Annotated in this window: 8 protein-coding genes and 1 pseudogene; 6 read left to right on the top strand and 3 right to left on the bottom strand. The window is 40.9% G+C overall.

Annotation, left to right across the window (positions count from 1 at the left end; translation table 11 throughout):
• Window positions 1-55: 55 nt before the first annotated feature.
• On the top strand, window positions 56-2,989 hold the full coding sequence (locus QUE46_RS17655) for a TonB-dependent receptor (RefSeq protein ID WP_286248969.1): 2,934 nt from the start codon (window positions 56-58) through the stop codon (window positions 2,987-2,989).
• Window positions 2,990-3,348: 359 nt separating this feature from the next.
• On the opposite strand, the gene QUE46_RS17650 is transcribed toward QUE46_RS17655, so the two are convergent.
• Both QUE46_RS17650 and QUE46_RS17645 read right to left on the bottom strand, forming a co-directional pair.
• Window positions 3,349-3,648, bottom strand: coding sequence for a hypothetical protein (locus QUE46_RS17650; RefSeq protein ID WP_286248968.1), 300 nt, complete (start codon window positions 3,646-3,648; stop codon window positions 3,349-3,351).
• 483 nt (window positions 3,649-4,131) lie between these two features.
• Entirely contained in the window at window positions 4,132-5,238 is a 1,107-nt protein-coding gene (locus QUE46_RS17645) for a PIN domain-containing protein (RefSeq protein ID WP_286248967.1), read from the bottom strand.
• 363 nt (window positions 5,239-5,601) lie between these two features.
• Here QUE46_RS17645 and QUE46_RS17640 point away from each other — a divergent pair.
• Together QUE46_RS17640 and QUE46_RS17635 are read left to right on the top strand one after the other, a co-directional pair.
• A pseudogene (locus QUE46_RS17640) lies at window positions 5,602-5,742 on the top strand (helix-turn-helix domain-containing protein); the annotation flags it as partial.
• 79 nt (window positions 5,743-5,821) lie between these two features.
• Window positions 5,822-6,853, top strand: a complete 1,032-nt coding sequence (locus QUE46_RS17635) for a LacI family DNA-binding transcriptional regulator (protein WP_054981726.1) — start codon at window positions 5,822-5,824, stop codon at window positions 6,851-6,853.
• 73 nt (window positions 6,854-6,926) lie between these two features.
• Here QUE46_RS17635 and gtfA read toward each other — a convergent pair whose 3' ends face one another.
• Entirely contained in the window at window positions 6,927-8,399 is a 1,473-nt protein-coding gene (gene gtfA, locus QUE46_RS17630; protein ID WP_286248966.1) for a sucrose phosphorylase, read from the bottom strand.
• A 173-nt stretch (window positions 8,400-8,572) separates the two neighbouring features.
• Here gtfA and QUE46_RS17625 point away from each other — a divergent pair, with 173 nt between their 5' ends.
• The 3 genes from QUE46_RS17625 to QUE46_RS17615 all read left to right on the top strand — a co-directional run bounded on the left by QUE46_RS17625 (window position 8,573) and on the right by QUE46_RS17615 (window position 13,404).
• The gene (locus tag QUE46_RS17625) at window positions 8,573-9,790 is read left to right on the top strand and encodes a sugar MFS transporter (RefSeq protein WP_286248965.1); all 1,218 of its coding nucleotides are present in this window, start codon (window positions 8,573-8,575) and stop codon (window positions 9,788-9,790) included.
• 164 nt (window positions 9,791-9,954) lie between these two features.
• On the top strand, window positions 9,955-12,345 hold the full coding sequence (locus QUE46_RS17620) for a TonB-dependent receptor (RefSeq protein WP_286248964.1): 2,391 nt from the start codon (window positions 9,955-9,957) through the stop codon (window positions 12,343-12,345).
• A gap of 111 nt (window positions 12,346-12,456) precedes the next feature.
• Window positions 12,457-13,404, top strand: a complete 948-nt coding sequence (locus QUE46_RS17615; RefSeq protein ID WP_286248963.1) for a carbohydrate kinase — start codon at window positions 12,457-12,459, stop codon at window positions 13,402-13,404.
• Window positions 13,405-13,434 lie beyond the last annotated feature (30 nt).

Below are 13,434 nucleotides of genomic sequence, written 5' to 3'. Positions count from 1 at the left end.
AATAGGCGCTAAGCGCCTATTGCTACACAACAACATTTTATAAAGCAGAGCTATTATGAACACATTCAATTTTAAAAAGAGCCAACTTGCGGCTTCTGTGTCTCTTATCATTGCTGCAAGCACGTTAAATACGGCCATTGCCGCAGAGGCAGACACAGCAGCATCTCCTGATGTAGAAGTTATTGAAGTAAAAGGTATTCGTGGTTCACTTATTCGTTCTATGGATATGAAGCGCGACTCATCTGGCGTGGTAGATGCCATTTCAGCAGAAGAAATGGGTAAATTTCCAGATACCAACTTAGCAGAATCATTACAACGCATTACCGGTGTATCGGTGAGCCGAGCAAACGGTGAAGGTAGCCAAATTACCGTACGTGGTTTTGGTCCAGAGTTTAACTTAATTACGTTAAACGGCCGCCAAATGCCTGGCACAGGTTATACGCGTTCGTACAACCTTGAAAACATTGCCTCTGAAGGCGTAAGCGCACTAGAAGTATTTAAAACAGCCCGCGCCGATGTACCAAGTGGCGGCTTAGGTGCTACGGTAAACATTTCTACTGCGCGCCCTTTTCAAAAGCCAGGTCAAAATTTTTCAGCCACAGTTAAAGCAAATCACGACTCATCAAACGAAGCCGGTGATGATGTAACCCCAGAGCTTTCTGCTGTTTATAGCAACACATTCGCAGATGACAGATTTGGTTTTGGCTTTTCGTTTTCGCACCAAGAACGCGACTTTCAAAAACAACGCGCCAATATTCAAGGTTGGCAAGCCAATGTTGATTTACCTGAATTAGATAGCAGTAACGTTGTTGATAACCGTACAGACCCATCAGGTAACTACTACTTCCCTAAAGACATGAACTACTCTATTGAAGATGTAGAGCGTGAACGTACTAACGGCCAAGTTACTTTTCAGTACGAGCCAGTAGATGGCTTTGTAGCCACCTTAGATTACACAGCAAGTAAAGCTGTAACGGGCTCTGAAAGTATTGGCTGGGGGATTTGGAACGACTTTGGTAGCAACATTAATGGCTACGAGCTTGATGAAAATGGCACAGCCGTTTACGCCGATATTAGCGGTAACGATGCCTCGTTTACAGCCAACAAAGGCACTACAGAAGTAAAAGCACGCTCTATTGGTTTAAACCTAGAATGGGAAATTAACGACACGTGGCACGTTGAGCTTGATTACCACGACTCTAAAAATGAAACCGATAACGGCGCCGATGACGGGCTAGGCAGTACCGGCCAAGTGATTTTAGGCTCAGATCAGCTAGCAAACAAAATTTACGATTACCGCACAGGCGAAATCCCAAGTGCTCAAGTTAACTGGTTAAACGGCACAAGCGAATTAACGCCAGGCGAAATTGACTCTAACTTTAGCCAATTTACGCACTCGCCGGGTGAATCAAACATTGAGCAATTACAATTACATACCACTTGGTACAATGAAAACTTTGATATTGGCCTAGTTAAAGTAAAATTTGGTGCATCACGCACTGAGCAAAACACCGGCGGTTATACTGCATGGAGTGGCTTAGTGGGCGGCCCTGGTTTTAACCCATCGTACACAGAAATATTCCCAGATAGCATGTTTACTCGCCACGATACGTCGGGCCTTTTAGATCAATTTGATGGTGGCGGCAGCAACTTACAACCAGGTTACTACTACACCTACGATTTTGACGAAGCAGTGGCTCGCCAAATGGCTTACTTAACCTCTGATGTAACCGGTGGCGATGCATACGCAGCCAATGCTTACATGGATGGTATTGATAGCGAAAGCTACGTAGAAGAAATCACAAACAGCTTTTATATTCAATCAAGCTGGGAGTTTGACGTAAGCGATTACTACGTAAAAGTAAACGCAGGCCTGCGCTACGAGCAAACAGATGTAACCAGCACAGTACGCCAACGTGTTGAAGAACAAGTAAACTGGATAAGCGCCTCAGAGTGGATAATGCAATATGCAGCCGGCGGCGATGATAACTTCTTAGAGCAACAAGGCGATTACGACATATTATTACCGTCAATCGATGTAAGTGTTGATTTAACCGAAGACGTTGTAGCCCGTGTTTCATGGGGTAAAACTATGTCGCGTGCACCTCTGGGTGATTTAGCCGGTGGCCGTAGCTTAACAGGCAGCCCAAAACCTGGTTCGCGTACCGGTAGCCAAGGGAATACAAACTTACTGCCGTTTGAATCAACCAATCTCGATTTATCATTAGAGTATTACTACGCAGAGGGCAGCTACGCCTCTATTGGTTACTTTAAAAAAGACGTAGATAACTTTATTCAAACCACTATTACGCAAACCACGATTGATGGCCTATACGACATTTTAAATGGCCCACGTTACTCACAAGCTGTTAGCGATATTGAATCGCGCGGCGAGCAAGCAACCACCGACGCTATTTTTGCACAAATGATCAGCAATGGTTATGGCAATGCGAATGGCGTTATTGAGCCAAATAGCGATGACCCACTTATGGTGTGGAACATAAGCCAGCCACAAAACACCGATAGTAAATCGGTAGATGGTTTTGAAGTAGCTGTTCAGCACTTAATTGGCGAAACCGGCTTTGGTGTAGGTGTTAATGCCACGTTTGTAGATGGCGATGTAGAATTTGATAGCGAAAGCCTTGATCAACAAGCGCCGCTTACGGGTTTAAGTGACTCTGCTAACTTTCAAGGCTTTTACGAAAAAGACGGCCTATCAATCAAAATTACTTACGCATGGCGCGACTCGTACCTAATTGGAGTAGGCCAAGCACAAGGCTCAGCCGACGCGCCACCGCAATATGCAAAAGCCTACGGCCAATGGGATATGAGCGTAAACTACGATGTAAACGAAAACGTAACCGTATTTTTTGACGGCATAAACTTAAATAATGCCACCGAAGAAGGCTACGGACGCTACGAAGAGCAATTCTTATTTGCTAATCAGTACGGCCCACGTTACTCAGTGGGTGCCCGTTACACATTTTAAACTAAACCCTAGTTAGAAAGTTAAGCCGCTTGTTGAAACAAGCGGCTTTTTTATAACGCTTTTATTTGCTCAAGCAACACATTGGTTGTCCAATCAATGTCGTTATAAGCCACATCGGGCTTGTAAAAATCCCCGGCCCATATAGCGCAAAATACAGTGATTGTATTTTGTTTCAACTAAGCATTTTTTGCATTTAACGAAAGCTAGTCGCTAACTTAGAAAAGTGCAAAATTTAGGATGGGTGTCTATTAAATTTTAATATTGTAGTTTTTTAATCGTTAAAACTGGACACTATTGATGCCGTTTAACTTAGCACACACTTAAAATAATTATGCCTAAATGCCAGCTTTAGTGATTGTTTAATGCTTGAGTATACCAATCCATTCATCAGGGTTTGCTATGATAAAATCATAAGTATCTTCATTATCTAAAGTGATTGTTATTGCATCGCTTGTTAGTGGTAAAATTCCTGCACCTGTCCCTGCTGATTTTTCAATTTTTACGATTGCGCTCCGTGTAAAAGTATAAGGCCCTAAACCAGCACTTTCATTGTATGGTTCAAAACGTACCTCACCTTGCGTTACATAAAATTTACCATCGGCTTTTGCAACACCACTTTGATACGTAGCGGTAGATGATTTGAGTATTTTATTGTTCATTCGGCTTTCCTGCTAATAAATAAAATGACTTTTATAAAACGTATCCACTATAATAAGTTATATAGTTTTATGTTTTAAGGCAATTAGTTTGTACCCAAAAAAACAAATTATGATGACACCTACTTTATTTAACCTATTAGAATCTAGGCTTCGAAAAATACAAATTTGGATAGGCGTCTTGTTAATTCTTTCTCTGAATTTTTTTAACTAAAGGTACTATCGCTAAAGCTAGCAATACGGCAAGAAAAAAGCTCACAAACGTATTATCAAACACCCACCTAAAAAAGATTCCTGAAAGAGATAAAACAAAAGCTGACCAAAGCCATGGATTTATATTCTGCATACTATCTAGAGCACCAACGCTTTGCTAAGCGGCAATAAAATTGTTGGCTAAAATTAGCGAGGAACGAGCAAAAGCCAACTGTTTTTTGTCCGTTTAAGCAACTTGTTATATCACGGCAGCACCAAGCTGAAATTTTCAGCTTATTCACCACTTAAATCTAAATATTTGACACTAATCGTTTCACTATTCTCTTCATTTAGTTCAAATGCAGAATCAGTAAAGTCTAACTCTGAAACTTCTGCGTTTGCTCTAATACCGTCCATGTAATCAATATTTACATAGGCAGAAAATACTTCAGTGTGCTTTTTCACAATATCGTTATGCAGGACAAACATGTAAACTTTATCTTCAGGATCCCATGGTGAGCGATCGTAATCCGCAATTGAATAGTGAGCTTTTAAAACTATTTCAAAATCAATTTCATACTCAACATTTTCATCTGAAACCGAAATTATGTTTTTGTGGTTTATACAAACAGACTCAATATCAATTTGGTAAATTTCATCATCGAACTCATTTGCTTCATCTGAGTAAAATTCTGATGAGCTAATTATCTCTCTAGCGCTTTCAATTAAATTTTCTTCTAGCTGTTCAAAAATACTGTCTGCAAATTTTACTGGCTCTTTTAATTCTTCTTCTTTCCTAACAACTAAATCTAAAAGGTCATCAACTCTCTTTAAATGAATCAAGTTATCTAAAGTGTCAGCATATTTTTCCATATCGCCGTCATCACTGATGACATATAGAGTATGTCCTCGATCCTTGCTTACTTTGCCTACAGCTTCGAGCACAAATGCGTCAGGAAATTCAGATTTTTTATTTGCTCCTCCAAATGGAGGTTCTGACTTAAAGTATTTATCGAAAACAATTGAGGCATCTACATTTTTTATATCTACAATTTCAGCTGAGCTCTTATCAAGAAACTCTTCAAATTTTTCTAAAGCAATTTTATAAATATCTTTGGCTTGTACTTTCTCAAAAATTCCGTGACAAGCTAGTTCAGGTGTATTTCTTAAGAACATAGCTTCTTTTTGTATTTTCTTTATAGCCCTTGCCGATTCTTCTGCCTTTGATAATAAATGAGCTTTTATTTCATTGATCGTAATTTGTGTAATAAGGAGGTGAAGTCTTTCAGATTCAAGAAAGTCACAAAGCTTGCCTAAGGCATGCTCATTAAATTGGTAGTTTTTACTTTCATATGCTGAAGTATCAACAAATACCAATCTACTTTCTAATTCAGTGCTCATGAGCTTCCTTAGTGATATAACAACTTTGTCTACGACATTTGTCGTTTTATAAACCGACAAATGTCCCTATATTACAATGCATTTATCTTAGCCAGCAAATAACCTCCTGTAAACAATTAGTTAACTACAAAGAAATCTCCGTTAATGCTGTAATGCACCCAAATGGGGGAGATCAGTAATATCCGACAATGCATAAATCACTGCACATTTTTAGAGCCGCTTTGTATAAAAAGTTAGTATCATACAACCCGCTTTTTTAACGCAATGATGAGTTATTTAAAACGCTTAGGTTTAACGTTTTGAATACGGCTGGTATTGTGCTTATATATTACAACAAGCCTACAGTGGCGTTGTAAGCCCCTAAGTAAAAAAGCCCGCAATCAATTACTGCAAGGCCATACAATTAGCCAAGTATGCTTTGATGTTGGGTTTAATAGCGCGAGCCACTTTAGTCGTGTATTTAAACAAACCTTTGGCATTGCGCCTAAAGAGTGCCGGCATTAAGGCTAAAACCTTATTTTTTACTTTGCTAACGCCCTGAATATGTTAGTTTATTAACATGAGTATTGAGTAAAGAATTGGTATGAGTAAGCAAACCCGCTGGACCCTAAAAAGTATTGCTAAAGAGTTAGGTGTATCTAACGCAACAGTCTCTAATGCGTTTAATCGCCCTGATCAGCTATCGGCTAAACGCCGAGACGATATTCTTGCAGCGTGCAAAACCTTGGGCTATTACGGGCCCAATAAAGCCGCGCAATCGCTTCGCAGTGGTACGTTTAATATTGTAGCGTTAGTGCTGCCCGATAGTGTGGAATATATGGTGTCGGACCCTGTGGCCAGTAGCTTTATGCGGGGTGTAACCTCGGTGCTTGAAAAAAACGGCATTAATGTTTTATTGTTTTCAGGAAATAGCGATAACCTTAACAGCGTGGTCGACTTTGTTGATGGCTTTATTTGTTATGGCCGCCCTCGTAATAACGCATTAGTAGAGCAGTTAAAAACGGTCTCTAAACATGTGGTCACTATTGATTTTGATATAGCCCGCAATGCCTCTGTAAATATTAATAACGAGCAAGCAAGTTACGAAATAGCCAAGCATGTTTTAAAAAATCAAAGCGATAAAGTCGCTATTTTAGGCTTAAGGTTACTTGATGAAAACGTGTTATGCCGCGTATACGAGCATCACGAATTTGAAACGGGGCAATCTATTTCGCACCAACGTTTACGGGGTTATCAACGTGCTTTAAGTGAGGCAAATATTACAGTAGCTGATGACCGTATTTGGAATATACCCGAAAGCAGCGAGCGTTTTGCTAACATTGCCGCCAAAGAGGTGTTAAGTGCCTCCCCTCGCCCTAACGTTATAATTTGTATGAGTGATTTAATAGCCCTTGCCACCATGCGAGAAGCGATAAAACAAGGTATAAAAATAGGTGAAGAACTGCGTATTGTCGGCTTTGACGGAATAGATGAAGCCGCTCGCTTTGTGCCGCGCCTAACCACTATTCATCAAAACAGCCAAGAAAAAGGCGTAATGGCCGCCGAACTATTTATATCAAAAGAAGAAAAAATATGTGATGTAAGTTACGAGCTAGATATTGGCGCAAGCGGTTAATAGGTTATGTTAAAAAGGACAGGGTAAACAAAAGCCAAGCTTTTGAGCTCGGCTTTTATGTTTTAATGGCCTTTTAGACTAACAATGCGTTTAATCTTATCGTTGTTTCTTCATCACCGTTTACTTGAGTAATAAGCGCGTCTCGCGTTTTAAAATTAACACTTAATGCAATAGACTTATCTTCTAGTTGCCACGTTAAACAACATATTCCCTGTGTACCGTGAGCACTAAACTCTCCTTCAAAAGCGGGGTGTTCATTACGTAATTTAATGAGCTCTATTAAACCTTTTACTACAGGTTTATTAAGCGCGTGCTCAATTGTTTCAGTATTTAAATACGGGCGGTTAATATCACGGCCCACATTGGTACGTGCAAGCAAATCCATATCGTTTTCGCAGGCAAATAAACCACCGTAGTACACTTGCGGCACACCGGGTGCAAAAAACTGTATGGCACGCGAAATCAAATAATCTAAGTCGTTAGCACCTAATGCATTGTAATACGTACAGTTTACTTGGTATAAATCAACGTTACTGGCAGCAGCACCCGTAGCTTGGCGGCTTTGGTTGTTACTGTTGGCATGCATGGTTTCTACAAGGGTATCTATTTGCTGTGCATTTAAAAGACCTGGCTTGTCGCCCATTGGGCCTGCATCAATAATGCCTATGCCGTCGTGCGTATCTAGAACGGTTAAACAATTGCGTGGTGAAATAGCTAACCATTTAAGTAATGCTTCTACATCGTTATTAAATAAGCTATGTAAAATAAGTGGCGGTAATGCAAAGTCGTAAACCATGTTTACACGCTTTGCTACTTCTACTTGTGTTTGGTAGTGGCTATGAATTTCAGCAATGGTTTCCATGCCAAGCTCGTTTGCTTGCTTTGACAAGTTATCTAGGTAGCCAAAGGTTTCGTCTAGCATAAAACAATTTGTACCGGCTTGTTTAATTGCGTAACCCGCTGCATCTAAACGAATAATATTTACGTTATTTTCAGAAAACTTAGTTAATACGTTATTTAAATACGCTATACCCGCTTCAACTTTTACGTTTATATCAATTTGGTTATCGGTAAACGTGGTCCAAAAGTCATACGTTTGACCGTCGCCACACTGCATTGGTGTAAAACAGCTCCCTGGGCGCGGGCGATAAATAGCTTGCTGCTCTTGCTCGCTCATTCCATTTGGGAATACATCGTCTTTTGTTAAAAACAAATCCCAAAACTCTGATTGCTTACCTTTTGCTAGCACATCTTGAAACTGATAAGACTGCGCCGATACATGGTTAACGATTAAATCAGCCATTAAGTCGTGGTTTTCACCCAGTGCTTGAATATCGCTCCATGTACCAATGCGAGAATCTACTTCGCTGTGATCAATCGGGTCAAAACCCGCATCGCTTCCGTCAATAGGATTATAAAACGGCAAAAGGTGTACACCACCAAAAAGGCCCTTAAGTTGGCCATTTAAAAGCGTAGTAAGTGCGTTTATATCTTGCCCTGTGATTCGATCAGCGTATGTGATCAATTGAACTTTATTCTTCATCATGTGTGATTACCGTATTGAAACTTAATCGATTAAGATATATCTTTAACTAGCACGTACAATTTTACAAGTAATTTTTAAATATTTTACATACAAAAGTTGTGGCTCACGTAATACTAACCATAGTAAGTGATTGAGTTATTACTATAACTTGAGCCATAACGAGGAAAAATCACATGACAAATTTAAACACACACACGCAAAGCGACCCAATGCAGCGAATACGAATACTCACTTACATGATGTTTTTTATGTTTGCGATGACCTCTGATGCGGTAGGTATGATCATCCCCGAGTTAATCACAGATTTTGGTTTAAGCATGACCCAAGCCAGTGCTTTTCATTACGCACCTATGGCACTGATTGCCTTTAGCGGCTTATTTTTAGGTTTTTTAGCCGACAGCCTAGGTCGCAAACAAACCATAATGCTGGGCTTACTTATTTTTTCGGGCAGCTGTTTTTTATTCGCTTTAAGCAATAGCTTTTCGGTATTTTTAATTTTGCTTTGCTGTATAGGTTTAGCCATAGGTTTATTTAAAACGGGCGCATTAGCGCTACTTGGCGATATATCAGCGAGTAACGCAGAGCACACCAAAACCATGAATAAAGTAGAAGGTTTTTTTGGAATTGGCGCTATAGTTGGCCCTGCGCTGGTAGGCGTACTGCTTACTCAAAACGTAAGTTGGACTTACCTTTATATTATTGCCGGTGTTATGTGCTTAATTTTAGCGTTAATGGCTTGGCGCGCCGACTACCCTAGCGTTGTTAAAAGCACAGAAAAGCCAGCCTCGCTCGCCACCACCATGAAAATGATTAAAAACCCTTATGCTCTTGGTTTTTCACTAGCAATTGCCTTGTATGTGGCCACCGAAGTTGCCATTTACGTGTGGATGCCAACACTTTTAAAAGATTACACAGGCTCTTGGCCGTTACTTGCTACCTACGCACTTACTATATTTTTTGTGTTGCGTGCTGCTGGACGTTTTTTTGCTGTATGGCTTTTAAATCACTTTAGCTGGCAAGGAGTTATGGCTTATTTAAGTTTAGGCATAGCGCTATGTTATGTGGGCACTTTGGTAGGCGGTGTTGATTGGGCGGTAGGCTTGCTTCCGCTTTCAGGTTTGTTTATGTCGATGGTTTACCCTACTTTAAACTCTAAAGGTATATCGTGCTTTCCTGTTGCGCAACATGGTGCAGTAGCGGGTGTAATTTTATTTTTTACTGCGCTTTCGGCCGCGCTGGCACCTTTATTTATGGGCGTAATAAGTGATTACTTTGGCCATGTACGCTACGGTTTTTACTTAGCAACAGGCTTTGCTGTGATATTGTTTTTAGCCATGCTTTATAACTTTTACCGCGACCCTGCGGCAAAAGCATTAACTAAAAATGCATAAATGGCTGCTCAAGCCAGTATAAAAAACACCATTAAAATCAATACAAAAATAAAATAAGAGCAAATTACACACAAAAATAATTTGCTTATTGTAAAAACTTTGTTATTTTTACTTAATCGATTAAGTAAAAATAACAAACTCACACAACACAATGAGGCGTTAACATGACAACACACCACACACCTTTATATTTAATCAGTGCCTTAGCACTTGCAGTAAGCCAAGGCGTTCATGCACAAGACGAGCAAGAAACCAAAGTGCAAGCTAACCAAGGGCTTGAAACAATTGTTGTTACCGGCGTTCCTCGCCGCACAACCATTATGGCGTCGAGCTCATCAGTAAGTAGTTTATCGCTTGAACAAGTAGAGGTGTCTACACCTCGCTCAACGGCTGAAGCATTTAGAATTATTCCGGGTGTTCGCGCCGAATCAACAGGTGGTGAAGGTAACGCTAACATTGCTGTTCGTGGTTTACCTGTAGCATCGGGTGGGGCTAAGTTTTTACAACTGCAAGAAGATGGTCTGCCTGTAATGCAGTTTGGTGATGTTGCCTTTGGTAACGCCGATATTTTTATGCGCCTTGATAACACAGTACAAACAATCGAATCAATTCGTGGTGGCTCTGCCTCTACCTCGGCAAGTAATGCGCCTGGCGGCATTATTAACTTTATTTCTAAAAATGGCGAAAACGAATCGGGCAGCGTATCTACTACTGCTGGCCTTGATTACGACAGTGTTCGCACCGATTTTGAATACGGCACCTATTTAACCGACAGCGTACGTTTTCATGTAGGTGGTTTTGTGCGTCAAGGCGAAGGCCCACGCGAAACTGGCTACACGTCAAACAAAGGTGGCCAAATTAAAGCTAACCTGACTAAAGATTTTGAAAACGGCTACGTACGCCTTTACTACAAGCACCTAGACGACAAAAGCGTAGGCTATTTACCTATGCCTATGTACTCAAACGGTGATTCTATTGCTGGGTTTGATGCACAATCAGATACACCGCATTCAGCCTTGTTCACTAAAACAGTGCGCCTAAATGGCGAAAACCAAATTAGCAGTGGCGACTTACGCGATGGCATGAACCCTAAAGTAGATGCGGTAGGCTTTGAAGCCGTATTTGATTTAGATAACGATTGGCGTATCGAAAACCGTTTTCGTAAATCATCAATTAGTGGCAACTTCAACTCGCTAATCCCTGCAGAGGTAGGCAGTGCCTCATCTATTGCACAAAGTATTGGCGGTGTTGGCGCAACACTTAGCAACGCAAATACCGGTGCAGCCTTTAACGATGACCTTGCCATGCGTATTCACACCTTTGATGTAACGCTTAACGACTTTGGCTCAATTGTTAACGACTTCAAACTAACTAAATCGTTTAGTGATGACACTAGCCTAACCTTTGGTTACTTTGCCTCTACGCAAAATATTGCAATGTCGTGGTTATGGAACTCGTACTTAATGGAGCTTAAAGGCGACAACGCAGCGCTTTTAAATGTAACCGCTGCCGATGGCACTGAATATTCAGAAAATGGTTTATATGCTTATGGCACACCTTACTGGGGTAACTGTTGTCAGCGCGATTACGACACAGAGTACGATACTCGTGCCCCTTATGTTGCGTTTTCAACAAAGCTTGGCGACGTAAGCATTGATGCCAGCGCCCGCTACGACAGCGGTGAAGCACGCGGTAATTACGCAGGTGCCATAACCTCAACAGTAGATATGAATCGCGATGGCACTATTTCTATTCCTGAGCAAAACGTAGCAGGTATTGATACAGCTAACGCAAGCCCAGTAAATTACGATTGGAGCTACTCATCTTATTCTGTAGGTGCTAACTACCAAATTGACCCAAGCCTTGCTACGTTTGCACGTATTAGTAAGGGCGGACGTGCCAATGCAGACCGTTTATTATTTGGTAAAGTACGCAGCGACGGAAGCGTAGCCGATGAAGATGCAGTAGATGAAGTAAACCAATTTGAGATTGGTGTGAAAAAACGCTTTGATTCGTTCTCGGTATTTGCAACAGCCTTTTACGCAGAAACAGAAGAGCAAAACTTTGAAGCAACATCGCAAACCTTTTTCGACCGTGAATACGAAGCAAAAGGGATTGAGGTTGAATCAACTTACTTTATGGATGCATGGGACTTTAGAGGTAGCTTTACTTGGACCGATGCTGAAATTGCAAAAGATGCGCTAACTCCTGAAGTTGTAGGTAACACACCACGTCGCCAAGCGGATTTAATTTACTCACTAATGGCGCGTTACAGCTACGATAAAGGCGCGGCAGGTGTAAGCTTTATTGGTACAACCGATGCTTACGCTCAAGATAACAACGACCTTAAGTTTGACGGCTACACGCAAGTGAATGCGTTTGTGAGTTACGACTTATCAGAAAACTTAAACCTTGCGCTTAATGTAAATAACTTATTCGATACAGTTGGTATTACAGAAGCCGAAGAAGGATCAGTACCTGAAAACGACATTATTCGTGCCCGTACAATTAACGGACGTACTACGTCGGTTACTTTAAAATACGCTTTTAACTAATTGTGTGTATTGCGCTGCAGTGAGTCATCGCTGTAGCGCCTTTTAAAGTACGAATAAATAACCCCCTTCATGTTTTAGCCCAGCTTTGCTGGGTTTTTTAGGATATTCCAAATGACCAAACTCCTGTGCTTAGGCGAGCTATTAATTGATATGCTGCCTCAAGATGCTCATAACTCAGCGTACTTACCCATCCCTGGTGGTGCACCTGCTAATGTTGCTGTTGGCTATGCAAAACTTGGCGGTGAGGCTGCATTTTGTGGTGGTAAAGGTGACGATCATTTTGCCAATCAATTAAGTAATGCATTGGCTCAATACAATGTAAATACAGACTATTTATTTACCATTACTGGCTCACAAACCGCCATGGTAATAGTAAGCCTTGATGAAACAGGCGAGCGCAGTTTTGGCTTTTACCGCCACAACACAGCCGATGTACTTTTAACCCAAGCGCATTTAGCGCAAATAAATTGGCAAAACATAAGTACCCTGCACTTTTGCTCAAACACCCTAACCGACCCAGTAATTGCCAATACAACACTTAAAGCGCTAGAACTTGCTAAAACACATAACAAGCTCGTCAGCTTTGACGTAAATTTACGCTATAGCTTGTGGGAAAACACCCATGATATAGCAAGCAATGTACAAGCCTGTTATACCTATTGCGACATAGTTAAGCTTTCGCGCGATGAACTTAATTTTTTAGCGCTGCATAGCGAAACAACGGGCGAAGATTACATTCAAACATTATTAAATACCGGAGTAAAACTGGTATTTTTAACCGACGGGCCTGAGCCTGCTACGGTTTACCACAGCGCATTTATACTTAACGAATCGGCACCAAAAATAAACGCAGTAGATACAACAAGCGCGGGCGATGCCTTTATAGCGGGGGCTTTATACTATTTAAATAACTTAGGGAGTGATTTATCACTAGCAGATAAGTTAAATGATGAAACCAGCATAAAAAACGCCCTCCAATTTGCCCTTCAATGTGGCTCTAAAGCCTGTTTAGCTAAGGGGGCATTTCCGGCATTACCAGTGCTAGCTGATGTAATATAACTCTTGAGTAGAGTGTAAGTTGCTTTAAAT

It is taken from the genome of Pseudoalteromonas sp. MM1, assembly GCF_030296835.1.
GTDB lineage: Bacteria > Pseudomonadota > Gammaproteobacteria > Enterobacterales > Alteromonadaceae > Pseudoalteromonas.
The sequence above is the reverse complement of the archived record's forward strand: the minus strand, read 5'-3'. Positions and strand labels throughout refer to the sequence as shown.